The organism is Pseudomonas sp. MF08831, from assembly GCF_059862645.1.
In genome coordinates this window covers 95,283-120,129 of record NZ_JCBCUX010000016.1, presented here as the reverse complement: position 1 = coordinate 120,129, position 24,847 = coordinate 95,283, and the positions used below count along the sequence as shown (strand labels likewise).

Annotated in this window: 22 protein-coding genes; all 22 read right to left on the bottom strand. The window is 61.1% G+C overall.

The annotated features are described in order from the left end of the window. Nucleotides 1-3 precede the first annotated feature (3 nt). The 22 genes from AC19YS_RS27030 to flgJ all read right to left on the bottom strand — a co-directional run bounded on the left by AC19YS_RS27030 (nucleotide 4) and on the right by flgJ (nucleotide 24,845). Nucleotides 4-1,353: a flagellar hook-length control protein FliK gene (locus tag AC19YS_RS27030; RefSeq protein WP_500603059.1), complete on the bottom strand. Its 1,350-nt coding sequence runs from the start codon at nucleotides 1,351-1,353 to the stop codon at nucleotides 4-6. 87 nt (nucleotides 1,354-1,440) lie between these two features. Then, nucleotides 1,441-1,788: an Hpt domain-containing protein gene (locus AC19YS_RS27025; RefSeq protein WP_106576461.1), complete on the bottom strand. Its 348-nt coding sequence runs from the start codon at nucleotides 1,786-1,788 to the stop codon at nucleotides 1,441-1,443. Nucleotides 1,789-1,818: 30 nt separating this feature from the next. Next, nucleotides 1,819-3,537, bottom strand: a complete 1,719-nt coding sequence (locus tag AC19YS_RS27020; protein ID WP_500603058.1) for an ATP-binding SpoIIE family protein phosphatase — start codon at nucleotides 3,535-3,537, stop codon at nucleotides 1,819-1,821. Next, on the bottom strand, nucleotides 3,534-3,839 hold the full coding sequence (locus AC19YS_RS27015) for an STAS domain-containing protein (protein WP_106576459.1): 306 nt from the start codon (nucleotides 3,837-3,839) through the stop codon (nucleotides 3,534-3,536). The genes AC19YS_RS27020 and AC19YS_RS27015 overlap by 4 nt, the downstream gene beginning before the upstream one ends. A gap of 185 nt (nucleotides 3,840-4,024) precedes the next feature. Further along, nucleotides 4,025-4,474, bottom strand: a complete 450-nt coding sequence (gene fliJ, locus AC19YS_RS27010; protein WP_119742297.1) for a flagellar export protein FliJ — start codon at nucleotides 4,472-4,474, stop codon at nucleotides 4,025-4,027. Between the two features lie 3 nt (nucleotides 4,475-4,477). Beyond that, a complete protein-coding gene (gene fliI / locus AC19YS_RS27005) occupies nucleotides 4,478-5,836 on the bottom strand; it encodes a flagellar protein export ATPase FliI (RefSeq protein WP_106576457.1) in 1,359 nt (452 codons plus the stop codon). Beyond that, nucleotides 5,826-6,590 (bottom strand): flagellar assembly protein FliH, encoded by a 765-nt coding sequence (fliH, locus tag AC19YS_RS27000; protein WP_500603057.1) that lies wholly within the window; start codon nucleotides 6,588-6,590, stop codon nucleotides 5,826-5,828. Before fliH ends, fliI begins: the two co-directional genes overlap by 11 nt. A 10-nt stretch (nucleotides 6,591-6,600) precedes the next feature. Continuing rightward, the gene (gene fliG, locus AC19YS_RS26995; RefSeq protein ID WP_106576455.1) at nucleotides 6,601-7,617 is read right to left on the bottom strand and encodes a flagellar motor switch protein FliG; all 1,017 of its coding nucleotides are present in this window, start codon (nucleotides 7,615-7,617) and stop codon (nucleotides 6,601-6,603) included. Further along, entirely contained in the window at nucleotides 7,610-9,385 is a 1,776-nt protein-coding gene (gene fliF / locus AC19YS_RS26990) for a flagellar basal-body MS-ring/collar protein FliF (protein WP_500603056.1), read from the bottom strand. The genes fliG and fliF overlap by 8 nt, the downstream gene beginning before the upstream one ends. A gap of 16 nt (nucleotides 9,386-9,401) precedes the next feature. Further along, entirely contained in the window at nucleotides 9,402-9,731 is a 330-nt protein-coding gene (gene fliE / locus AC19YS_RS26985; protein ID WP_016972029.1) for a flagellar hook-basal body complex protein FliE, read from the bottom strand. Nucleotides 9,732-9,877: 146 nt separating this feature from the next. Continuing rightward, a complete protein-coding gene (locus tag AC19YS_RS26980) occupies nucleotides 9,878-11,257 on the bottom strand; it encodes a sigma-54-dependent transcriptional regulator (protein ID WP_500603054.1) in 1,380 nt (459 codons plus the stop codon). A 7-nt stretch (nucleotides 11,258-11,264) separates the two neighbouring features. Then, nucleotides 11,265-12,476: a sensor histidine kinase gene (locus AC19YS_RS26975; RefSeq protein ID WP_500603073.1), complete on the bottom strand. Its 1,212-nt coding sequence runs from the start codon at nucleotides 12,474-12,476 to the stop codon at nucleotides 11,265-11,267. 109 nt (nucleotides 12,477-12,585) lie between these two features. Then, nucleotides 12,586-14,061 carry a sigma-54 dependent transcriptional regulator gene (locus tag AC19YS_RS26970; RefSeq protein WP_071483261.1) on the bottom strand — a complete coding sequence of 492 codons (1,476 nt, stop codon included), beginning with the start codon at nucleotides 14,059-14,061 and terminating at the stop codon, nucleotides 12,586-12,588. A 170-nt stretch (nucleotides 14,062-14,231) separates the two neighbouring features. Continuing rightward, complete coding sequence (gene fliT, locus AC19YS_RS26965; RefSeq protein WP_106576451.1) at nucleotides 14,232-14,528, bottom strand: flagellar protein FliT; 297 nt, start codon at nucleotides 14,526-14,528, stop codon at nucleotides 14,232-14,234. Nucleotides 14,529-14,551: 23 nt separating this feature from the next. Beyond that, a complete protein-coding gene (gene fliS / locus AC19YS_RS26960; RefSeq protein ID WP_053257313.1) occupies nucleotides 14,552-14,941 on the bottom strand; it encodes a flagellar export chaperone FliS in 390 nt (129 codons plus the stop codon). A gap of 142 nt (nucleotides 14,942-15,083) precedes the next feature. Continuing rightward, nucleotides 15,084-16,496 carry a flagellar filament capping protein FliD gene (gene fliD / locus AC19YS_RS26955; protein ID WP_200625056.1) on the bottom strand — a complete coding sequence of 471 codons (1,413 nt, stop codon included), beginning with the start codon at nucleotides 16,494-16,496 and terminating at the stop codon, nucleotides 15,084-15,086. A gap of 80 nt (nucleotides 16,497-16,576) precedes the next feature. Continuing rightward, complete coding sequence (locus AC19YS_RS26950) at nucleotides 16,577-16,936, bottom strand: flagellar protein FlaG (RefSeq protein ID WP_200625057.1); 360 nt, start codon at nucleotides 16,934-16,936, stop codon at nucleotides 16,577-16,579. 75 nt (nucleotides 16,937-17,011) lie between these two features. After that, on the bottom strand, nucleotides 17,012-18,457 hold the full coding sequence (locus tag AC19YS_RS26945; protein WP_200625058.1) for a flagellin N-terminal helical domain-containing protein: 1,446 nt from the start codon (nucleotides 18,455-18,457) through the stop codon (nucleotides 17,012-17,014). Between the two features lie 267 nt (nucleotides 18,458-18,724). Then, nucleotides 18,725-19,654, bottom strand: a complete 930-nt coding sequence (locus AC19YS_RS26940; RefSeq protein ID WP_106576446.1) for a ketoacyl-ACP synthase III — start codon at nucleotides 19,652-19,654, stop codon at nucleotides 18,725-18,727. A gap of 277 nt (nucleotides 19,655-19,931) precedes the next feature. After that, nucleotides 19,932-21,515 carry a flagellar hook-associated protein 3 gene (locus AC19YS_RS26935; RefSeq protein ID WP_200625059.1) on the bottom strand — a complete coding sequence of 528 codons (1,584 nt, stop codon included), beginning with the start codon at nucleotides 21,513-21,515 and terminating at the stop codon, nucleotides 19,932-19,934. Nucleotides 21,516-21,529: 14 nt separating this feature from the next. Beyond that, the gene (flgK, locus tag AC19YS_RS26930; RefSeq protein WP_200625060.1) at nucleotides 21,530-23,566 is read right to left on the bottom strand and encodes a flagellar hook-associated protein FlgK; all 2,037 of its coding nucleotides are present in this window, start codon (nucleotides 23,564-23,566) and stop codon (nucleotides 21,530-21,532) included. A 10-nt stretch (nucleotides 23,567-23,576) separates the two neighbouring features. After that, nucleotides 23,577-24,845: a flagellar assembly peptidoglycan hydrolase FlgJ gene (gene flgJ / locus AC19YS_RS26925; RefSeq protein WP_448197886.1), complete on the bottom strand. Its 1,269-nt coding sequence runs from the start codon at nucleotides 24,843-24,845 to the stop codon at nucleotides 23,577-23,579. Between the last annotated feature and the right edge of the window lie 2 nt (nucleotides 24,846-24,847).

The following is a 24,847-nucleotide window of genomic DNA, read 5'->3' as shown; positions in this document are numbered from 1 at the left end:
GGGTCAGGCGTAGTAATCAACGGCGCTGGAGCCGATCACTGTCTGGGTCACTGGCGCGACCGCTGCCGCCACCTCAGCGTGATCACCGGCATCCCCGCCATCACCCCGCCCACCGCCGCCACTCACACCGCGCGCCTGGTTCTGCTGCTGTTGATCCTGGCCCTGACCCTGCCACCCACGCGACTGATCCGAGACGTTGACGTCGACCTGCCCCATGCCTTGCTGGGCAAACATCTCGCGCAGACGGCCGGACTGGCTTTCCAGTGCTTCACGCACCACGGCGTGACCGCTCATGAACGTGACTTGGGCCTGCTGGTCCGCGGTCATGTTGACCTTGATGTCCAGGCGCCCCAACTCTGCCGGCTGCAATTGAATTTCTGCCGATTTGAGGTTGGCACTGGACAGGTACATCACGCGGTTGACCACCTCCTCGGTCCAGCCGCTCTGGTGCATGGCCAGCGGCGCATTCGCAACCGGTGGCAAGGCATTCGCGGTTTTCGGCGTGGCGGCCTGGGTCAGTGCAGCGAGGCGGTTGGCGAAATCATCCACGCGGGTGTCGCTGCTGGCGTCCTTCAAATCCTTGAGGCCACCTTCGATCAGCCCGCTGAAGGCTTTGTCGCCGCCCCGGTCAGTGCTGTCCTTGGTGGCTTGCTGATCGACCATAGTCGCCAGGCCCGCAGCAAAGCTCTGCGCAGCGGTCGGCTGATCCTGTGTGGTGGTCGGTGCGGTTTTCTGCGGCGTCTGGCTACTGGCCGAGACGTGACCGCCCTGCTCCATCGCCAGGCGCACGGCAGGCATCGCATCCAGCGGATCCGCCTCCGGGTCGAAAGCCGGCTGTTTGGCGTCATCGGTGGCTGCCACAGCGGGCGCGACGACTGGCTGGGCCTTGTCGTCCTTGGCGGCTACAGGTGCCGGCGTTTCCACCGGCACCGGCACGGGGACCGGTGTGACCGCGGCAACCACTGCCGGGTCAACCACGGGATCAACCGGAGGCTGCTGCGCCACCGCCGGGTCGGCGGTTTTGTCGTCGTCATTGCTGGCGCTGTCGTCGGATTTGGCCGGCGGCTTGGCAGGCAAGGGATTGCCGCTATCGGCAACGGCCGGCTTGCTGGCGGCAGGCTTATCGTTGCCTGCAGCCGGCCTGGATGGGGTGTCCGAGGGCTTGTCACGCGTGACTTTGGCCGGTGCATCGTCGCTCTTGAGCGTCGGTTTCGGGCTTTGGTTTGCAAACACTTGCGCGAAGCCAGGGCCCTTGCCTCGTGGGTCCGCAGCCGCTACCGAAGGGGTGGCGGCCGGCGCTTGAGGCTTGGCCGCAGCGGCAGCCTGAAGAAGCGAATTGGGGGCGACTGGCATAGGTAAGGGTCTCCACTGCACTGGGATCGGGGATGCAGTAACCAGAGGTAGAGCAAGAGTTGGGCCAGGTTTACCTCGAACCCTCAATCACAGCTGAAAACGCTGACGCTCGTGTTCGTATAAAGGCCGAACCAGCGCGAACTCCTGGTCGATTTCGTCTACCAGTTCATCCAGGTCCACGCGTGTCAGTTGCGCAGAGCCGTCTTCGAGCCGGCGGCAAAGTTCTGCCAACCGCACCGCCCCCAGGTTACCGCTACTGCCCTTGAAGCTATGCGCGATCCGTCCCAGCGCCTTGGCATCGTCGCGAGCCTTGCGCAACGCTTCGACACGCTTCTGCGAATCGTCAAGGAAGGTATCCAGCAGTTTCGGGTACTCGCCTTCCATCACTTCCTGCAAACCCGACAACACATCGGGGTCCAGATGAATCTCAGCCACTTGTTCGCTCCTTGATCAAGAATCGGCGGATTATGCCAGAGCACCCCAGCAAAACTCCACGCACACACTGCGCCCGCCATCGGACCAGCGTACATCGCTGCTCAACTGGCGCACCAGGCTCAAGCCACGGCCAGACAGACGGTCAACATCCATCGGCCGCGCCAGCACCTGTTCCACGTCAAACCCCGGACCGCTGTCCTCAATACGCAGCGTCATTTTGCCGCCCGTGGCGGTCGGCATCACCTGCACATGCACCCGCACGTAACCGCTGTTCAACTGCCCCAGCCGCTCATTGCGCTGGCGGTAATAGTCGGCGAACCCCTGGGCATCCCGCTTGAGGCGCGAATCCAACTCCAGCACACCATGCTCCAGCGCGTTGGAATACAACTCGGCCATCACACTGTAAAGCGCCCCGCTCTGCCCGCGCAGACCGTGAATCTCCAGCAGCAACTGCAGCAGATACGGCAGCGGGTTGTAGCTTTTGAGGGTCTGCGCACGGAATTCGAAACTCACCGACCAATCCAGCGGGCACGACTGCCCGCTGTCGGCGTAGACGGGCTCGGCCGCGCGCAACGGCTGGCCGGCCTGCAAGGTGATTTCCACCATGCTGACGTCATCGCGCGCCTGGCCGCGAAACGCCGCCAGCGCCCGCTCGATGTCTTCGAATAGCCGGTCGGGCTCGCGGTTGGCCGCGAACACCTGCTGCAAGCGCTCGGCGCCAAACAGCTGGTCATTGGCGTCAGCCGTGTCGAGCACGCCGTCGGAGAGCAAAAACACTCGGTCGCCCAGCGCCATGGGCCAGACCTCGGTGCCGTCATCGAACGCCTGTGCCGACAACACACCCAGTGGCAGGTGCCGCGACACCAGCGGCGTGCGCTTGCCCGTGGCGACTTCATGCACATAGCCTTCGGGCATCCCGCCGTTCCACACCTCCACCACGCGCCGCTGGGCGCTCAGGCACAGCAGCGTGGCGCAGCAGAACATGTCCACCGGCAGGATGCGTTTGAGCTTGGCGTTCATCTCGCGCAGGGTCTGCGCCAGGCCGTAGCCCTTGGCGGTCATGCCGTAGAACACTTCCGCCAGGGGCATGGCCCCCACGGCGGCCGGCAGGCCATGGCCGGTGAAGTCGCCGAGCAAAACATGCATGTCGCCGGAGGGTGTGTACGCCGCCAGCAGCAGGTCGCCATTGAACAGGGCGTAGGGCGATTGCAGGTAACGAATGTTCGGCGCCGCATTGATGCAGCCCGAGTGCGCCACCTTATCGAACACTGCCTTGGCCGCACGCTGCTCGTGCAGCAGGTAGTCGTGGTGCCTGGCGATCTGGTCACGCTGCTGCAAGACCGTGGCCTGCAGCCGGCGCAGGCGGTCCATGGCGTTGATTTTCGCTGCCAGGATCAACTGGTTGTAGGGCTTGGGCAGGAAGTCATCGCCGCCCGCGTCCAGGCACTGGGCCAGCGCCTCGCTTTCGCGCAGCGAGGTCAGGAAGATGATCGGAACCAGCGCCTCACCGGCGAGCTGCTTGATGCGCCGTGCGGCTTCAAAGCCGTCCATCACCGGCATCAACGCGTCCATCAACACCAGTTGCGGGCGCTCGCGGGTAAACAGCTCGACCGCTTGCGCGCCGTTGGTGGCGGTGAGTACTTGATGCCCCTGACGCCGAATGATGGTCGACAGCAACAGCAAGTCGGCAGCGCTGTCTTCGGCGATCAGGATGGTCAGCGGTTCCAGGACCGGGGCCAGGCTGCTCAACTGAGATCGAACAGTTTGTCAAAGTTGGAAATGGCGAGGATCTTGCGCACATCGGAGTTGCTGTTGATCACCTGAACTTCGGCATTGTCGCCACCGGCATGGTCACGCAACAGCAGCAACATGCCCAGGGCCGAGCTGTCCATATAGGTGGTGTCTTTGAGGTCCACCACGTAGACCTCGGGCACCTTGTAGAACCGCTCGTAGGCATCACGAAAGGCCTGGTGGCTACCGAAATCGAATCGCCCTTTGACGGTAATCGTCAATTTTTTCCCATCCAGGGACACTTCTGACACGACTGACATGCGACTGCTTCCTTGTCATTGGCAATGTGCAACAAGGTTTAGCAGGTGAACGGGGTATGGGCAACACAGCAAATCAAATGTGGGAGGCTGGCTTGCCTGCGAGAGCATCACTGCGGGGTGCCTGATTCACCTGGGTGCCTGCATCGCGGGCAAGCCCGGCGCCCACAACAGGCCGGTGGTGGCCCTTAGTACTGTGATTGGCGCGGTAGTCGCTGTGACAGCTCGTCGAGCAGCTTTTGCTCGCGCTTGTCTTCAATCGCCCGTGCTTCATCGATGTAGCGCTGCACCAGTTTGCGCAAACCTTCGACCCGGGCAAACGCCGCCTGCCACGCCTCGCGGGCTTTATCGAGGTTGTTCTGGTGCCAGGCCAGGCTCTGGCGCTGTTGGCCTACGGCGGTTTCCAGCTGGTTGAGAAAGCCCTGGTAACCCATCAGCCATTGGCCGGAAACGCCCTTGCTGCCGCGCTCGATCCATTGCTGCTGGTATTCGCTGCGAAAGCGCTCCAGGTCGCCGAGTTTGCTTTCCGCCAGGCGCACCTGCCCCTGAAAGTAGCCCAGGCGTTGCGCGGCGGTTTTTTCGGCCTTCTCCGCCATGTCCACCACTGGGGCCAGGCGCGAGGAACGGGTGCTGGCCATGGCTTAACCGCCTGGCGCCGGGGCAAAGATGGAGCCCAGATGCGCTTCGCTTTCGCCCATGCTGATCTTGTCGTTGAGGCCCTGGCGCAAGTAGGTCACCAACTGCGGTTGCAGGGCAATCGCCAGGTCGGTTTCGCGATCACCGCCGGCCACGTAGGCGCCAACACTGATCAAGTCGCGGCTTTGCTGATAGCGCGACCACAGTTGCTTGAAATGCTGCGCGCGGGCCATGTGCTCCGGCGTGACCACCGCCGGCATCACCCGGCTGATCGACGCTTCGATATCGATGGCCGGGTAGTGCCCTTCTTCGGCCAAACGCCGCGACAGCACGATGTGGCCGTCGAGCACGCCGCGCGCCGAGTCGGCAATCGGGTCTTGCTGGTCATCGCCTTCGGACAACACGGTGTAGAACGCCGTGATCGAACCGCCGCCGGCCTCGGCATTACCGGCGCGTTCAACCAGCTTGGGCAGCTTGGCGAACACTGACGGCGGGTAGCCTTTGGTGGCCGGCGGTTCGCCGATGGCCAGGGCGATTTCCCGCTGGGCCTGGGCGAAACGCGTGAGCGAGTCCATCAGCAACAGGACATTCTTGCCCTTGTCGCGAAAATATTCGGCAATGCGCGTGCAGTACATGGCCGCGCGCAAACGCATCAGCGGCGCATCGTCCGCAGGCGAGGCGACGACGACGGAACGCTTGAGGCCTTCTTCACCGAGGCTGTGCTCGATGAATTCCTTGACTTCACGACCCCGCTCGCCGATCAGCCCGACCACGATAATGTCGGCCTCGGTAAAGCGCGTCATCATACCGAGCAACACCGACTTACCCACGCCGGTACCGGCAAACAGGCCCAGACGCTGGCCGCGGCCGACCGTCAATAAACCGTTGATGCTGCGAATGCCCACGTCCAGCGGCACGCTGATCGGGTTGCGGTTGAGCGGGTTGATGGTTGGGCCATCCATCGGCACCCAGTCTTCGGCCTTCATGCCGCCTTTGCCGTCCAACGCGCGACCGGCGCCGTCCAGCACGCGGCCGAGCATGCTCATGCCCATCGGCAGGCGGCCGGTATCGGCCAGTGGCACCACGCGGGCGCCGGGGGCGATGCCCGCCAGGCTGCCGACCGGCATCAGGAAAATCTTGCTGCCGGAAAAGCCCATCACTTCGGCTTCGACCTGCACCGGGTGGTAGCTGTCGTCGTTGATCACCAGGCAGCGGCTGCCCATGGCGGCACGCAGGCCTTCGGCTTCAAGGGTCAGGCCGACCATGCGCAGCAGGCGCCCTTCGAGGATCGGCTGGCCGGGCAGTTCGGTGGCTTCGGTGTAGCCGCTCAGGCGCTTGGCGAAGCTGGTGCGTTCAAGGCGCATCGGCGGCGTCCAGGTCCACACTCATATCAGGCTCGGCCAGGTGCAGGGACTGTTCATGCAATTGATCGAACATTTTCGCCATGATCTGGCTGATGCGGGTTTCCACCGTGGCATCGATGCGGCTGTGCTCGGTTTCGACGCGGCAACCACCGGGCAGCAGCGCCGCGTCCTCGACAATGCGCCAGGTTTCTTCATGGCGCTCGCGCAGGGCTTTGACCTGTTCGAAATCCTGCGGGTTGATGTACAGCCGCACATTGCCGACGCCCAATGGCAGCAGCTTGAGGGCTTCGCGCATCACGCTTTCGATGTGGCTGGAATCAAGCACCAGCTCGCGCTGGATCACTTGGCGCGCGATGTGCTCGACCAGCCCGACCATGGATTTTTCCAGCTGCGAATCCTGTTCGGCGATCGGGTCGAACAGGTTGCCCATCAAGCGCTCCAGGCTGGCCAGCTTGACGCTCAGCGCCTCCTCGGCCTCTTGGCGAACCTTGAGGGTGGTGCTGCGAAAACCGTCTTTTTCACCCGCCGCGAAACCCTCGTTGTAGGCCTCCTGGCGGATGGCTTCCAATTCTTCGAGGGTCAGTGGCTGGACTTCATCCAGCGGCACTTCTTCCATTTCGGCCGGTGTTTCAATCACCGGCTCTGGCTCAGGTTCCGGCACATGCGGATCGAAACTGGGCAACGACCAGATGTCGAACCCGCCGACATCCCGTGCGCGAATCAGATCGCTGGGCGTCTCATCTTTGTTCGACATGGGAGGCGCCTTAGATCATTTCTTCGCCGCCCTTCCCGCCGAGAACGATTTCTCCGGCTTCGGCCATACGGCGGGCAATGGTGAGGATTTCCTTCTGGGCGGTTTCCACGTCGCTGACACGCACCGGGCCCTTGGCTTCCAGGTCGTCACGCAACAGCTCGGAGGCGCGCTTGGACATGTTCTTGAAGATCTTCTCTTTGACGTTTTCGTCCGACCCCTTGAGGGCCAGCACCAGCACGTCGGAAGACACTTCGCGCAGCAACGCCTGGATGCCACGGTCGTCGACATCGGAGAGGTTGTTGAACACGAACATGAGGTCTTCGATCTGGCCGGACAGGGTGTCGTCGATCTCGCGGATCGAGTCCATCAACTGGCCTTCGACCGAGCTGTCGAGGAAGTTCATGATATCGGCCGCGCGCTTGATGCCACCCAAGGTGGTACGCGAGGCATTCGAGTTGCCCGAGAACTGCTTCTCGAGGATGGTGTTGAGTTCTTTCAATGCCGCCGGCTGCACCGTGTTCAGCGACGACACGCGCAGGATGATGTCCAGGCGCACTTTATGGTCGAAGTGGCCGAGCACTTCACCGGCCTGATCCGGGTCCAGGTAGGCGACGACGATGGCCTGGATCTGTGGGTGCTCGTAGCGGATCACGTCGGCAACGGCGCGCGGCTCCATCCATTTGAGGCTGTCCAGGCCACTGGTGTTGCCACCCAGCAGGATGCGGTCGATCAGGCCGTTGGCCTTGTCTTCGCCCAGGGCCGAGGTGAGCATCTTGCGAATGTAGCTGTCGGAGCCGACGCCCAGGCTGGTCTGGTCGCCGACGATCTCGACGAACTCGCTCATTACCTGCTCGACTTGCTCACGGTGCACATTGCGCATTTGCGCCATGGCCACGCCTACGCGCTGAACCTCTTTGGGGCCCATGTGGCGCAGCACTTGTGCGGCGTCGGTCTCACCCAAAGACAGCAGCAATACGGCGGCTTTGTCGACTTTGGTGAGCTTGGCAACAGCGGCTCGATCATTCATCTGCGTTAATCCACTCTTTCACGACCTGAGCCACACGGCCCGGGTCTTCTGCTACCAGACTCTTGATTGCGTTCAACTGAGCGTCATAGCCTTCGCTCGGGCTTGGCAACAGGATGCTTTGCGGGCCGCCAAGGCTGACGCGGTCGTTGGCCAGTTCGCCGTCCAGGCCGCCCATGCCACCCAGCTCGACGTCACTGCCAGCCAATGCCAGCTGCTTCTTGCCATGGCCGGTGATGTTGTTGAGCACCGGGCGCAGCACGCCGAACACCAGCACCAGGATGAACAACACACCCAGCACTTGCTTGACGATGTCCCAGAACCACGGCTGCGTGTAGAACGCCGGATCGGCGATCACTTCGCCGCGCTCGGCGGAGAACGGCATGTTGATCACGCTGACGCTGTCGCCACGGCTGGCGTCGAAACCGACGGCGTCCTGCACCAGGCGGGTGAAGCGCGCCAATTCGTCGGCGCTCCATGGCGCACGGGTGACGGCGCCGTCTGCGGCATTGACCTTGACCTGATCATCGACCACCACCGACACCGACAGGCGATTGATTTTGCCCTGCTGCTGCTTGGTGTGGCTGATGGAACGGTCGAGTTCGAAGTTCTTGGTGGATTGGTTACGCTTGTCCGCCGGGTACGGCGCGAGCATCGGCTGGCCGGTGGCCGGGTCCATGATCTGCTGGCCGTTGGCGTCCAACAGTGGCTGACCAGGCTGAATCGCAGCCGCCGTCGCGGCCGCGCCACCGGTGGTTTGCGGCGCCGTGGCCGGGGCCGGTGGCTGGTTGCTCAGGGCACCCGGCACACCTTGCGGGCCATTGCTGGCGGTGCGTTGTTCGCTGGTCGATTGCTCGCTGCGCAGCGCCGGTTGGTCCGGGTTGAACTGCTCGGAGGTCGACTCGACGGCGCTGAAGTCCACGTCGGCAGACACCTCAGCTTTATAGCGGTCGTTGCCCAGCACCGGCTGCAGAATGTTATGCACACGCTGAGTGAGCATGCTTTCCATGCGGCGGCTGTAGTCGAACTGCTTGCCGGCCTGGGTCAGCGCGGAGTTCTCGGCCTGGTCGGACAGCAGGTTGCCCTTCTGGTCCACCACGGTGATTTGCGACTTGCTCAACTCAGGAACGCTGGTGGCCACCAGGTTGATGATCGCCAGGACCTGGCCAGGCTCCAGGGAGCGGCCGGAAAACAGCTCGACCAATACCGAGGCGCTTGGCTTGCGCTCGTCGCGCACGAACACCGAGCTTTTCGGAATCGCCAGGTGCACGCGGGCGCCCTTGACGTTATTCAAGCTTGAGATAGTGCGTGCCAGTTCGCCTTCCAGGCCACGACGGTAGCGCGTGGCTTCCATGAACTGGCTGGTGCCCAGGCCCTGGTCCTTGTCGAGAATTTCAAAACCGATATTGCTGTCGGACGGCGTAACGCCGGCGGCCGCCAGCTTCATGCGCGCACGCGCCACGTCATCGGCCTTGACCAGCAAGGCCCCGGAATTGGGCTCCACGGTGTAGGCGATGTCGGCGGCGGCCAGGGTTTCCATGATCTGCTTGGAATCCATCCCGGCCAGGCTGCCGTACAACGGGCGGTAATCAGGTTGCTGCGACCACAGCACCACGGCAAAACCAATCGCCACGCTGGCAGCCAGGCCGACCATCAGGCCCACCTGACGCAACATGGTCATTTCGGAAAGGTTTTCCAGGAACGACAGGCCAAACAGCGGCGGCTTGCCGTCTGTCTTGGCGGGTACGTTGTCCACGACTGCTTCTGCCATGACTTAAATCTCGTCCTTAAACCGGCATCTGCATGATGTCTTGATAAGCCTGAACCAACTTGTTACGCACTTGGGTCAAGGCCTGAAAGGAAACGCTGGCCTTTTGCGAAGCGACCATCACATCGGTGAGGTCCACGCCGCTTTTGCCGATCTCGAAGGCGGTAGCCAACTGATTCGAGGCTTGCTGGGTATCACTGACTTTGTTGATTGCCTGACCGAGCATGTCGGCAAAACTGCTTTGGCCCAATTCCGGCGCTGGCGCGACGGATTTCGGTTGAGCCATGGCATCCATTTGCATGGAGCGCATATCCAACATCAACCGATTGAACTCAATACCCTGGCTCATGACCTTCTCTCTCCGACGACCCGCAATTTTTTGACACTACGCAGCGGTTACTAGGGGTGGTAGCAACAAGGGTGCCAGCTCCGTGGCTATTCGTAAGAAAAGGCGACAAACCCTGTCAACCTGAGTATTTCTAAGACAGCGATTTGTCAGGTCGCGAACAGGTAGGCTTCGACATCCATCCCCGCGTCGCGCATCTGCGCCAGCTTGTAGCGCAAGGTGCGCGGGCTGATGCCCAGGCGCTCGGCAGCTTCCTTGCGGCGGCCGCGTTCGGCACGCAGGGTGTCGATGATCATCTGGAATTCGCGGCGACGCAGGTCGTCGCCCAAGGCACCGCCAGACTCGGCTTCGGCCACGACCACCGGTGCCGGCGCCAGGCTCGGCAACGGCGCCGCGCCACTGCCCATGGCCAGGCAGAAGTCCTGCGGCTGAATCAACCCGCCCTGCTGCAAAATCAGCGCGCGCTGGATGGCATTGTCCAGCTCCCGCACATTGCCAGGCCATGGGTAGCCCATCAGGCAGGCCTGGGCTTCAGCCGACAGCCGCGCCTGGGCATGCTTCATTTTTTTGACGTGGTTGTTCAGCAAGCGCTCGGCCAGCGGAATGATGTCCGCCGGGCGCTCACGCAACGGGCGCCAGGCCAGCGGGAACACCGAGAGCCGGTAGAACAAGTCTTCACGAAAGCGCCCTGCCGCCACTTCACCCGCCAGGTCACGGTTGGTGGTGGCGACCACGCGGATGTCCAGCTGGATGGGCTTGCGTGCGCCGACGCGCTCGACTTCGCGCTCCTGCAGCACCCGCAGCAGCTTGGCTTGCAGGCCCAGCGGCATCTCCGAAATTTCGTCGAGCAGGATGGTGCCGCCGTCGGCCTGTTCGAACTTGCCGGCCTGCGCGGCAATAGCGCCGGTAAACGAGCCCTTTTCATGACCGAACAGCGTGGCTTCGAGCATGTTGTCGGGAATCGCCGCGCAGTTGATCGCAATAAACGGTTGTTTGGCGCGGCCCGACTGCTGGTGAATGTAACGCGCCAACACTTCCTTACCGGTGCCGGACTCGCCGGAAATCAACACGGTGGAGTCGCTGCGCGCCACCCGGGCTGCCAGTTCCAGCAACTGCGCGCTGGCCGGCTCGAAGGCAATCGGGCCTTCACCCTCGGCATTCGACACCACGCCCAGCGCATGCCGGGCGACCAGCTCGATCAGTGCCTTGGGCTCGAAGGGTTTGACCAGGTAATCCGCCGCCCCTTGGCGCATGGCGTCCACCGCCCGCTCGACGGCGCCATGCGCCGTCATCAGCAGCACCGGCAGTTGCGGCTGGCGTGCGCGCAACACGCCAAGCAACTGGTGGCCGTCCATGCCGGGCATGTTCACGTCACTGACCACCAGGCTGAAGGACTCTTGCTCAACGGCCTCCAAGGCATCCTCGGCAGAACCGACCGCGCGGTAGTCATGGCCCGCCAACAGCAGCGTGTCAGCCAATGCTTCACGCAGGGCGCGGTCGTCTTCGACCAATAAAACCTTGATAGCCATAGTCCTTTTACTCCGCGCTTGCCGCGCTGGAAAACAGCGGCAAGGTTATCAATGCACAGGTGCCACGCCCCAACCGGGAGTGCAGTTGCAATTCTCCCTGATGTGCACGCGCCACTGCCTTGACCACGGTCAGGCCCAGGCCCGTCCCGTTGGTCTTGGTGGTAAAAAAGGGTTCGCCCAGGCGTTGCAGCACGACCGGGTCGATGCCGCTGCCGCTGTCGCTGATGCACAGGCGCAGGGTTTGGTCGCGGGTGTAGAGGTGCACTTTGAGCCGCGCACCCGGGCCGCTGGCCTGGGTGGCGTTTTCGATCAGGTTGAGCAAGGCGCCGACCAGCGTGTCGCGGTTGCACAGCAACTCGCCCAAGTGGCTGTCGCACTGCCAGCGCACATTGACGTCCTGGATATGCGTGGCGGCTGCCGCTTGCAGCGACTGCATCAGCGCCGATGGCGTGACGCGGTCGGTCAGCGGCAATTCGCCGCGGGCAAACACCAGCATGTCGCGCACCTGATGCTCCAATTCATGCAGGCGCTCCTTGAGGCGCCCGGCAAATCGCTGGTGGGTGGCGGCTGGCAGTTGCTCATCAGTCAAATGACTGGCGTAGATCAACGCTGCCGACAATGGCGTGCGGATCTGATGCGCCAAAGAAGCAACCATCCGCCCCAGCGACGACAAACGCTCATGGCGCGCCAACTGGTCTTGCAAGTGACGGGTTTCAGTCAGGTCGTTGAGCAGCACCAGTTGGCCGGGCTCGGCGTCCAGGGAACGGGTGGCGATGGACAGGCGCCGGCCATCCTTGAGGGAAATTTCATGGCCGTCGTCTTCGCGTGGCGCAAAGCAGCGTGTAATCACCTGGCGCCACAACTCGCCTTCCAGCGGCTCGCCCAGCAAGTCACGCGCGGCCGGGTTGGCTTCGCGGACACGGCCCATTTCATCGATGACGATTACGCCGCCGGGCAACAGGTCGAGGAGGTTTTGTAGACGGTTGGCCAGACGCTCTTTCTCGGCGAGCTCTTGCATGCGCTGGGCGCTGACCACTGCCAGTTCGCCTTTAAGCTCGGAAACCCGCGCCTCCAGCAGACTGTAGGAGTCGGTCAGCTGGCTCGACATCTGGTTGAATTGCGAGAACGCCTGTTCAAGACCCTGCCGGGTCAACGGCTCTGCGCACGGAACCAGCCCAGGAATAGCAGGGGCTGAAGAAAGTTTGGCGGCGTGGGGCATCATGCTCTCTCGCTGGCTGACCGTCAGTTAAACGGAACGTTGCGAGGGCTGTAGCAATACCCGTGCCGAAAAAAATAGACCTATATATCAGTCAGTTAAAAAACAGGCGTCAATCATCCGCCTGTTCATCACCTTCGCGACGGCTCATGCCGTACTTGCGCATCTTCTCCACCAGGGTGGTGCGACGGATGCGCAGGCGCTCGGCGGCGCGCGCGACAATGCCATTGGCATCGTCCAGCGCCTGCTGGATCAGGCCTTGTTCGAGGCTACCGAGGTAGTCTTTCAAGTCCAGGCCTTCGGGCGGCAGCATGGCGGTGGAACCGAAATCCGGCGTATGGCCGTTGATGGCCACGCGCTCTTCCAGGTCACTGCGCAGGCTGTCTACCAGTTGCTCGTCTTCATCGTCGACGTAGCGGAATTTCTTCGGCAGCTCGACCACGCCAATCACCCCGTACGGGTGCATGATGGCCATGCGCTCGACCAGGTTGGCCAGCTCGCGGACGTTGCCCGGCCAGCCGTGACGGCACAGGGACATGATCGCGGCGGAGTTGAAGCGAATCGAGCCGCGCTTTTCGTGCTCCATGCGCGAAATCAGTTCGTTCATCAGCAGCGGGATGTCTTCCACGCGCTCGCGCAGCGGGGCCATCTCGATAGGGAATACGTTGAGGCGGTAGTACAAGTCTTCGCGGAAGCTACCGACCTCGATCATGCTTTCGAGGTTTTTGTGCGTGGCCGCGATAATGCGCACGTCGACGCTCTGGGTCTTGTTGCTGCCCACGCGCTCGAAGGTGCGTTCCTGCAACACGCGCAACAGCTTGACCTGCATCGGCAGCGGCATGTCGCCGATTTCGTCAAGAAACAGGGTGCCGCCATTGGCCAGCTCGAAACGCCCGGCACGGCTGGTGATCGCCCCGGTAAAGGCGCCCTTCTCGTGGCCGAACAGTTCGCTTTCGAGCAATTCTGCCGGGATTGCCCCGCAGTTGACCGGCACGAAAGGCCCGTCGCGGCGTTTGGAGTGATAGTGCAGGTTGCGTGCGACCACTTCCTTGCCGGTACCGGACTCGCCGAGGATCAATACACTGGCGTCGGTATCGGCCACTTGCTGCATCATCTGGCGTACGTGCTGGATCGCACGGCTGGTGCCGACGAGGCTGCGAAACAGGTTGGGTTCGCGATGACGACCGCGCTCGCGAGCCTGGTCATACATCTCGCGGTAGACCTGGGCACGGTGCAGGGAATCGAGCAATTTGCTGTAGCTGGGCGGCATTTCCAGGGTGGAGAGCACGCGGCGGCGCTGGTCTTCCGGAAGGTCCACGGAAGAAATATCGCCCATCAGCAACACCGGAAGGAACTCATCCCAGGTTGACAGTGTCTTTAACAAGCCCAGAACTGCGCCAGGAGCGTTTACCGTCCCGATCAACACACAGATGACTTCACGGCTCGACGACAAAGAGCTGACCGCCTGCTGCCAGTCATGGCTACCGCAGGGCAAATTTTCTTCACCAAGAAAATTCAAAATTACCGCTAAATCGCGGCGGCGGACGCTATCGTCATCAATCAGCAGAATTTTGGTTTCACGCCACATGCAATAGCAACTTCCCTAGTAAAACGCTCTGCCCCAGAGTGAGGGCAATCTAGACGTTTGTAAGATTTCTTACCCTACTAGACGTCTGAAATCTGAAAACAGCACTAGTTAAGTCAAAAATGCTGGCACAGTCAAATATATGACGCGCCGTTCGGATTAACTGAGCCCATTCAGCCGAACAGATGGTAAACCTTTGACGCGCTTTCCGCTCGGTTGATCTGCGACATCTCTTCGAAAATCGCCTGGCGTTCGCCAGTCGTCACTTCAAGCAACTGCTGATACACCGCCAGCAAGCTTTCCAGCTTTTCCCGCAGGGCACCCTCGTCCACCGGCGCATTGTTAAGCGCCTCATCGATCACCGCACGACACCCCATGTCCAGTTCGCCGATAGCGTCCCAGTTACGGTGGGCCAATGCGTCAACCAGGGCTTCGCGGGTCTCGTCAATCCGTTGCAGGGCGTGGCTCATGACATCATCCTCAGGCCAAAGGCCTACAGTGTTGCAATACCGTCCCAGCCTTCCTTGAGCGTAATCATCAGGCCGGCTACTTCGTCGATCATGGCGACATCGCTTTTGCTGTTTGCTTCCAGCAAGCGCGTGGTCATGTAGGCATACAGGTTATCCAATTGCTGCAACGCGGCCGGATCATCGGTTTTTTCCGGGTTCAGGCCGTCACGCAAACCGATCAGAATGTCGATCGCCTTGCCCAGCAACAGTCCTTTTTGCGCGATATCACCACGAGCCATGGCGCCCTTGGCCTGAGCCATGCGATCCAACGCGCCTTCCATCAACATCTGGACCAGACGGTGTGGACTGGCCTCGGAGACCTGGGCATGGGAATTGACCTTCTGATATTGGCGAAGGGCTCTCATGGGATTCATGTTTCTACCTCGTGACAGGCAACACTAAAAGAATGGGTTCTGACTATTATGTCGACGGCGTCGCAAAAAACTTTAAGCCGGTGGTCTTGCGAAGGTCACGCCCGACAAAGTCAATCACCTCGCCGGGCGGCCTCATTGAGGATCAACTGGTCTTCGGATTATTCAGCGCGTTAAGCGTGGTCATGACGCTGGAACGTTGACTGGTGAGCTGGGCAACCAAGTTGTTCATCGTGGTGTATTTGGCGGTCAGGCTCGTCTTCAAGGCCGCCATGCGCGCGGTCAGGGTGTCCTGCTGGTTTTGCAGGTCCTTGATGTTTGCCGACAGCGTCGATGTACGCGTAGCGAGAACCCCGGTACCACTGAGCGCATAGCTGTCGGTCGCGGTTTTCATCCGTGCCAGCAGCCCCTTGTCACCGTTGAAAATGCCGCCAATGTCAGTGGGGTTGGTCGCGATCGCTGCACTGAACAACTTATCGTCGATGCTCAGCTTGCCGGTCTTCTGGTCAGTGTTCACACCAAACTGGGCCAGGGATTTCAACGAGCCCGTGCCACCCAATGCGTTCAGTTCGCTACGAACGGCCGAGGTCAGAGTACGCAGAGTGGCGTCGCCGGTCAGCGCAGCCGACGTGATGGAACCGTCGGCATTGGTGGTCACCGCGGTCTCAGTGTTGATCGCTGTCATCAGGGCGTTATAGGTGTCGACAAAGCCCTTGACCGAACTCTTGAGGGTGTCGGTGCTTCGCGCGATGGTAATGGTCGAACTCAGGCGCGTAACGATTGAGTCAGCGGGTAGCGGATCTGTAGAACCGGCAGGCAGAGGCGACACTGCCGTCAACTTGATGCTCACACCACTGATCGCGTCGCCCAGGGTATTGCTCTTGGATTCCTGAGCGGTACCGTCAATGGTGTACTTCGCGTTCTGCGGCACGGTCACGACCGAGGCTCCGGCTTCCAGGCCGGAGTTACCGCCGAGGGTAATGTCGGTGCCGACGCCGGTATTGGTCGACGTCATGACCAAACGGGAACCGGTGGCGTCAGTCAGGATGTTGGCACTCAAGCCAGCACTGCTGTATTGCGCGTTGATCGAGTCACGCACCTGCTGCAACGTCGCACCTGGCGGAACGCTCACACCATAGCTCTTGCCCGACTGGGAGATCTCCAAGGTGGTCGACGTAGTGCCGGTATTGACGACAGCCTTCGCCCCGGCTGCAAAAGTCTGGGTAGCGACCTTCGAGGCCGTCGCCAACTGATTGACCACCAACTGGTAGCTGCCCGCGGAGGCACCGGCGCCCAGCGTGATGGTCGATACGTTGTTATCCGAGGTCGTTGCCGACAAACCGCCGATACTGGCGTCTTTGGCCATGTTGTCCATAGCGCCGCGGAACGCATCCAATGCCGCTTGAATCTTGCCGATCGAGGACAGCTGGGCGGTCGACGTTTGCGTCTGCTTGTTGATCTGCGACTGCTTGGGTGCCTGTTCCGCGTTCACCAATGCCGTCACGATCGACTGGGTATCGATGTTCGTAACTGGACCGCTAACCGTAATATCACCCATGACTGTTCTCCTGATCCGGGGCTGGCGCTTTCTTGACGTACGACGCCTCAAGCAGCTACAGCAACAAAATTCATGCCAGCTCAGACTTTGGCGTCAAACAACACGCTGCTGGCGTCGTGAAGGCTTTGTGCGAGTTTCAACGCAGTTTCCGAAGGGATCTGCCGAATCACCTCGCCGCTGTCGGTCGCAATGACCTTGACCACCACCTGATGGGTGGTGTCATCAATGGAAAAATCCAGGTTGCGCTGGGCAGCCTGGACGAATTTGCGAATATCCGTGACCGCCTGTTCAAGGTCGGACGGTTTCGAGTCCTGCTTGGGTTCGACCGGGGCAACTGTAGGGTCTACCTTGGTTTTCTGCGGACCGGCACTTACTGGAGCAGGAGCACTTTGCGGCGCCGCTGCCGGATAAGACAGGTTCAACTTGACGCTCATGTCCATGTCCAATCTCCTCATCACGCAAAAGACAAAAGGGCACGTAAACGCGCCCTTCCGTCAGTCATCTACCGATGGCTATTACTGAAGCAGCTTCAGTACAGCGGATGGCAGTTGGTTGGCCTGGGACAGGATCGCAGTGGAAGCCTGTTGCAGGGTTTGCTGCTTGGTCAACTGAGCAGTTTCAGCAGCGTAGTCAACGTCCTGAATCTGACCGCGAGCGGCGCTGGAGTTGTCTGCAATGCTCTGCAGGTTGGCAACGGTGTTGTCGAAACGGTTTTGTACAGCACCGAGGCCGGCACGCTGGGAGTCGATGTCCGAGATCGCCTGGGTGATCACGTCGATCGCGTTTTGCGCGTTGGCAGCGGTGGTAACGTCGGTGTTGTTGACGGTGGTTTTGGCGGAGTTGGCAGCGGTAGCAGCACCGGCAGCGAACACACCGGCTACACCAGCGCCATTCAGCGCGTAGCTGCTGGAGGAGTTCAGCGAAACAGCACCGGTAGCAACGATAGCGGTGGCGGCCAGTGCAGTAGCAGTACCGAAGGTACCGTTGCCGTCTTTGGTTGCAACCGAGATACCAGCAGCACCGCCGTCACCAGCGTTGAAGGTCAGGTTCTCACCGGTGTCGGACTTGACCGACAGAGCGTTGGTCGACGAATCGTAGTTAACGCTGATGCCCAGCTTGGCAGCGTTGGACGCCAGTTGGCTAGCCAGGTCGGAAGTGCTGGTCACGCCAGTGAACTGAACGGCTGCACCGCTGCCCACTTGCAGGGTGAAGTTAGCGTTTGGAGGAGTTGCAGCACCAATGGTAGCCGCGTTCACGGTGAACTGAGCTTCGGTGCTGGCGGTAGCAGCCAGGCCGCCGACGGCGCCGTTCATTTGAGCAGCGATCTGCTTGGCGGAAGCGCCAGCTGCCAGGGTAACGGTTGCAGACTGGCCACCACCGGTAACGGTGATCGCGCCACCAGCAATACCTGTTGCCGAAGGCGTCAGGGATTGGGTTTTCAGCTGCTGCGAACCAATGTTGTTGGCTGCAACGTTACCGATGCTCATGTCGATGGTCTGGTTGGCGTTGGCGCCGACCTGGAACGAAGTGGTACCGAACGAACCGTCCAGCAGGTTCTTGCCACCGAAAGTAGTGGTGGTAGCGATACGGGTCAATTCAGCGGTCAGAGCAGCGTATTGAGCCTGGTTCGACTTACGGTCTTCAGCGCTTGGCGAGCCGTTGGCGGATTGCAGAGCCAGGGTACGCATGCTTTGCAGGATGTTGGTGGACTGCTGCATGGCGCCTTCAGCGGTCTGAGCAATCGAGCTACCATCGTTGGCGTTTTTGATCGCAACGCCCAGGCCGTTGATCTGGCTGGTCAGACGGTTGGAGATTTGCAGGCCGGCCGCATCGTCTTTGGCGCTGTTGATACGCAGGCCGGAGGACAGACGCTGCATGGAAGTTTGCAGGGCGCCGGAAGCCTTGTTCAGGTTGTTCTGAACGGTCAACGAAGCAAGGTTGGTGTTTACTGTTAAAGCCATGACGAAATCCTCGTGGGTGGTGTACTGCGGCTTCCGGCCCTGGCAACCGCCGGGTGTGGCCTAGAGAACCTTCGTAATAGTTATCGTCGTGAATGCAGGTCTCTTGAGGACTTTTTTGATTTTTTTTACTAGCACGGGGCCACCCTTTGTAATTCAAGCATTTACGATAGCCCAAAGCCTCGCATTTGCTGGGTTTTCTGGCGCCAAATAAAAAACGCCCAGGCTTTTTCAAGCCTGGGCGTTTTTGTGTGCAGCGCTATCAGCAGGTCACGGACGATAGAGAATCGCCGAACCCCACGACAAACCGACACCAAAGCCACTGATCGCAACACGCTTCCAGTCGCCGTCCATCATGTGCTTTTCCAGCAGCAGCGGAATGCTCGAGGACACGGTATTACCCGTCTCGACCATGTCCTTGATGAATTTCTCCACCGGTGCGTCTTCAAAACGTCGCGCCACGGCGTCGACAATCGCCGCACTGCCCTGGTGGATGCAGAAGGCATCAATCTCGTCAGCCTTAAGCTCAGACTCGTTGAGCAGCTCGTGCAAATGCGCCGGTACTTTGAGCAGGGCGAAGTTGAACACCTGGCGGCCATTCATGAAAAACACGCCGTCGCTGACCTTCAGGTGCGGCGCGCCGGAACCGTCGGTGCCGAACTTCGACTTGCCGAGCAACCACGGCGCATCTTCGCCCATCCAGGTGGCGGTGGCGGCGTCGCCGAAGAGCATGGTGGTGTTGCGGTCTTCCGGATCAACGATCTTCGAATACGGGTCGGCGGTGATCAGCAGGCCGTTTTTCAGGCCAGTGGCTTCCATGAAGCCTTTCATCGCGTAGATGCCGTAGACATAGCCTGAGCAACCCAGCGAGATATCAAACGCCGCCACGTGGGTCGGCAGGCCCAGCTTGTCCTGGACGATGGCGGCCGTGTGGGGCAAGCCTTCCTCATCGCCGTTCTGGGTTACGACGATCAGCGCGTCGATGGACTCGCGCTTCAAATCAGGGTTGTTGGCAAACAAGGCGTTGACCGCCTCGACGCACAGGTCGGAGGTTTCCTGCGCAGCATCCTTGCGCGGCAGGAACGCCGAACCGATCTTGCCAATGATGAAATCCTCATCCTTGGCGAATTTGGCGCCCTGGGCGTAGTTGTCAACCCCGTCTGCCGGCACGTAACTGGCGATGCTTTTTATGCCAATCATTGTGGCTTCCCAATACTAAATAGCTGGATAACACCCCTCGGACTACGCCGGGAGCGCTGACAATAAAGGGGATAACCCCGTAAAAATATCGCTGAAAGCCCCCGCGCAAAGACCCTGCGACGACTTATCCTTTTCACACGATACAGTGAAGATGCGCTTTATGACTCACAGGTCACTCAATTTTGTGCGCTTTATGCAAAACCCTGCAACATTCCCGCCCCCAGAAACGACAACGGCCCACCCTGTTGCCAGGGTGGGCCGCTTGTAGGCTCGCCGGTTACATGCGGCTGAACAGGCTCAACTGGGAGATCTTCACAAACGCCAGCTGCGAAGCCTGCAGCATGGTCTGCTGCAATGTCAGATCAATGGCCGCCTGGCCCATGTCGACGTTCGCCAGCGATGACATGGTGGAGGTATTGGCCAGCCCCAAACTGGTGTTTTCCTGGCTCTGGATATCCAGCGCGTTCTGGCGCGCACCAATCGAGCCACGCACCTGGTCAATCTGCGCCGAAGCGTTGGCCAGGTTACCGATGGAGGTATTGATCACGTCCTTGAGCTTGTTCATGGCCACCGGGTCGCCATCGGCCGGAGTTTCCAGCGCCTTGCGCAGTTGGCCCAGCGTGTCCAGGGCGTTCATGTTCTTGTTGCTGGTGGCACTCACGGAAAACTGATCACCCGCCCCCGGCGCGCCGCTCACATCGAAGGTCACCCCGGCAGCCGTGATCGACGTCGCGCCAGTGGCCATGGTGCCGGTGGCAATCGACTTGCTGTTCGCCGAGTACGGCTGGGCGTACACCTCGTAGTCATTGCCGCTGGTGAACTTGATCACCGCGCCGGAGTTCGGAAAGGTGCTGGCGTAGGCTGCCTGGTCCGTGACCCGACCACCGGTCAACTGCGCCGTAGACGGATTACTGGCTGTGCGCGAACTGCTGAACGTGTCCGGTTTGCTTTCCAGCGTAAAGGCCTTGCCTGCCACCAGCGCGTCAGCCGGTGCGCCCGAGGCCACGTCAGGCCCAAGATTCAGGCTGATGTCGAACTTGACCCCGCGCAGGTTGACGCTGGACGCGCCTTCCTTGGTGGAATCAAATGTGCCGTTACCGGTGATCTCGGACGTAACGTCGTTGCCGTCCTTGTCGGTCACGCTGTATTGGGTACTGCTGGAGAAGGTCAGCTTGTATGGCTGGCCGTCGGCAAAATTCTTCGTGTAAGCGGTGCCCGAGGTGACCAGGCCGGCCGAAATCGCGACTTTGCCGTCGTTGACCGCCGGCGGCAAAATCGTCGCCTGAGTGCGCCCGGTGTTGCCGGAGCTTTCCAGCAGCGTCTTGCCGGTATCGCCCGCCGCAATCGTCAAGTTGCTCGACACTTGCAGGCTCAGCGGCGTCTCATCACCCTGGTAGGTGTAGGTGCCATCGTTGTTACGGCTGTAGGGCGGCGTGTCGGTCTTGGCCCCGGAAAACATATAGTTGCCGCTGGAATCCTTGGTGTTGAGCAGGCCCAATACCTGGTCTTCGAGCGCGCCAACCTGAGCGGCGATGGCCTTGCGGTCGTCGTTGCTGAGCTTGAGGTTACCCGCCTGCAACGCCAGGCCGCTGGCGGTTTGCATGGCCGTGTTGATGCTCGCCAACACGCTTTCCTCGTTGGTCAGCGAGTTTTGCAGGCTGGTGATGTTGCCGTTGTACTGGCCCAGCATGTCTTTTTGCTGTTGCAGCATCAGCAGTTGCGCGGCGGCTACCGGATCATCCGCAGCAGTCTGCACGCGCACACCGGAGCTGGCCTGGTCCTGAGCCTTCACCACACCCGAGTAGTTATCCTGATATTTGGCGGAGCTGGTGTCGAAATACTGCTGTGTAGAGATACGCATCGTTCCAGACTCCTTTAAAGGGCGTTGATCAGTGTGCTGAAGGTTTCTTGCGCGGCCTTGATGATCTGCGACGACGCGGTGTAGTACTGCTGGAACTTGATCATGTCGCCCGCCTCCTCGTCCAGGTTGACCTGGGACACGGAGTTGCTGGCCGCCTTGTTCGCGGCCAGCAAAGCGCCGGTGGCGGTGCTGTCGGTGTTGGCCTGGGCGGCCTTGGAACCGACTTGGGACACCAGCCGGCTGTTGGCGCTGACCAGGCTCACGCCCGCATTGCCATCCACCGCACCGACCGTCGCCTTGGTCTGCAAACCCAGCAATTGCTGAGCGTTGCGGCCATCGGAGGTGGCGCCACTGTTGAACGAAAAGGTCGTGCTGTCGCCGTTGGCGGGCGTGCCCGCCACGGTGGTGTCGAAACTGAAGCTCTTGCCTGGAATCAACGTACCGCTGGCATCACGCATCGGCACACTGATAGAGACCTTGTTGCCCTGGCCCGGAATGATGCTGCCGGTGCCGATCGGGTTGCCCTGGGCATCGCTCACTGTGTAGGACTGGGTGCCGTCTGCCGCAGGCTTGCCAAATACCATCTTCACCGGCATCGAGTTTTCGATCCCGGTGCGCAACTGCGCGCTGGCAGCGCCACCGTTGATATCGATCGGCAGCGTCAATGTCGGCGGCGTGAACGTGCCGGTGCCGGTGTTGGTAGTGCTGGCATTGCCGGCCAGTGGCGCCGCGAACGCGAGCTTGTTCGGGTCGTTGAGGTCAACGCTGATGTTGCTGGCCCCGGTGGCCGTCGGGCTGACCTTGAAGCTGTCACCGGCAGCCATCGGCCCCTTGCCATCGAGCGCCAACGTGAAGCCGTCGATCACGGGCGGCGGCGTGGTGGTGGTGTCGAACGAGCCCATGGCTTTGCCGTCGGAGCGCACCACGTTGTACTGGTTGCCGCTGGTGAAGGTGACTTTGTAGTCGAAGGTCGAGAGCTTGCTGCTGTCGGCAATCGTCACATTCAGGTTGCCCGAGCCTGCGCTGTTGCCCGAGGCTGCCTGGCTACGCTGGGCAATGGCCGCGGCGCTGTTGATGTCGCTGAACAACGACGAACCGAAATCGCTGTTCAGGTCCAGGCCCTGGCCCAACTGGCTGTTGACGCTGTCAGCGGTGGCAATGGCAATGCGGCCCAGGTCGTTGATGGCCGGTATCAGCGCATCACTGCGGTAGCGCAACAGACCGCCGATGCTGCCGCCGGACACCACGTTGCCGATGTCCATCGGCGTGTCGCCCATGTTGAGCTGAATGGTGTACTGGCTGTTGTCGGTTTTGCTCGGCACGGCCGAAATCGTGTTGGCCACACCGCCTTCTACCAGCGACTGGCCGGTGCCGGTGGTGATGCTGAACTGGCCGTTCTTCTCGGTGGCCGTTACGCCGATCAGCTCGTTGAGCGAACGCACCGCCTCGTTACGCGCATCCAGCAGGTTGGCCGGCGCACTGGTCGACGAGCCCTGGGCGGTTGCGATTTGCGTGTTCAGCGACGCAATCGACGACGTCAGCTTATTGACCTGATCACTCATGGTGCTCAGTTGACTGTTGATGCTTTCTTTTTGCTGGGTCAGCTGGGTCGAGATCGCGTTGAAGCGGTTGCTCAGGGTCTGGGCGCTGGTCACCAGCAGTTGGCGCGCGGACACGTCGCTCGGGGTCGCTGCCGCGGTTTGCAGGGACGCGAAAAACGCGCTGAGCACCGCCGACATGCCGGTGGACTTGTCAGACAGGGTCTTGTCAATCGCAGCCGCCTGGCCCGCGTAGGCGGTGGCGTCGCTGTTGAGGGCCGTGCTGCTCTGGTAAGCGGCGCCCAAGAAATCGTTATAGATGCGGCGCACATCCGCCAGGGTCGTGCCGCTGCCGATGTACACGCCGCCGTACTGATTGTTGGCGCTGGCGTTCTGGGTGGTCTGCTGACGCGAGTATCCCGGGGTGTTGACGTTGGCAATGTTGTTACTCAGGACCGACAACGATCCTTGAGCGGCGTTGAGCCCCGACATCCCGATATTGAGCAAACTCATGATTCAGACCTTATAAATGAGTGGATGCGCCCGCGGCAGCGTAATCCTGGTAACTGTTCATCGTTTTGGCGATCTGCGAAATCTTGCTGGCGTAGTCCGGGTCGGTTGCATATCCGGCTTTTTGCAACTCGCGCACAAACTGTTCCGGGTTGTCGGCTGATTTCACAACTTCTTTATAGCGATCATTGCTTTGCAGCAATGTCACGAGGTCGTGGAAGCTGTCCTGATAGGAGTTGTAGGAACGGAATTGCGCCGTTTCCTTGACCATCGATCCATTACGAAACTCGCTGGTAATTGCACGCGCCTGGCCGCCCTGCCAACTCTGCCCGGCCTTGATGCCGAACAGGTTGTGACTGCTGCTGCCGTCCTCGGCGCGCATTACCGATTTGCCCCAACCGGTTTCCAGCGCGGCCTGGGCCACCAGGTACTTGGGGTCGACACCGATGCGCGCGGCGGCCGCCTTGGCCATCGGCAGCATGGTGGCGACAAATTCATCCTGCGAGCTGAAGGCTTTCTTCGCCGGCGCCAGCGGTGGCTGGGCGATGGCGCGGCCATACACCTGCATGCGCCCGCTCGGTACGGCAATGCTGCGCGCGGTGCTGTTGACCACGTTGTCGGCGGCGGCGCTGTTACGCAGCGGCGCGCTCTTGGCATCGATGGCGACCGGCGCGTTCGGCACGATGCCGGCCAACAGACGGTCAGTCAGCTTGCTCGGCAAGGCGATACGGCGCTGGTTCATCAGCTCCATGTCGTTGGCGTGCGCGCTCGCGCCTTCAGGCACGGCCACGCGATAGGCCCACAGCGGACGCTGGCCGTTGGAGCGGCCCAGCGGCCCTTCGGCTTGGGTGCCTGCGCCGATTTCAGTCGGCACATCGACCTTCTTCGCTGGCGCTTGCGCCGCCTCCGGGCCCTGCAACGTGGCCGCCTGGGCGTCCACCGGTTTGTTCTTCTGCATCTGGCGCATCAGCACGTCGGCCAGGCCAATACCACCGCCTTCGCGAGACATCGAAACCGCCAACTGCTGGTCGTACATTTCCTGGTATTGCTTGGCCGCCGGCGTATTCAGCGGGTTGTCCTTGCCCAGCGCTTCCGTGGCCGAACGCATGGACTTGAGCATCTCGCTGAGGAACAGCGACTCGAACTCCTGCGCGACTTTGCGCATGTTGCCTTCGCTGTTCTTGTCGGCGCCGACCTTGAGCTGGTTAAGCCGGTTCAGGTCGGAGTAAGACCCCGAATCCGCCGTGCTGCTGATCCCGCTCTTGCGCATATCCATGACCATGG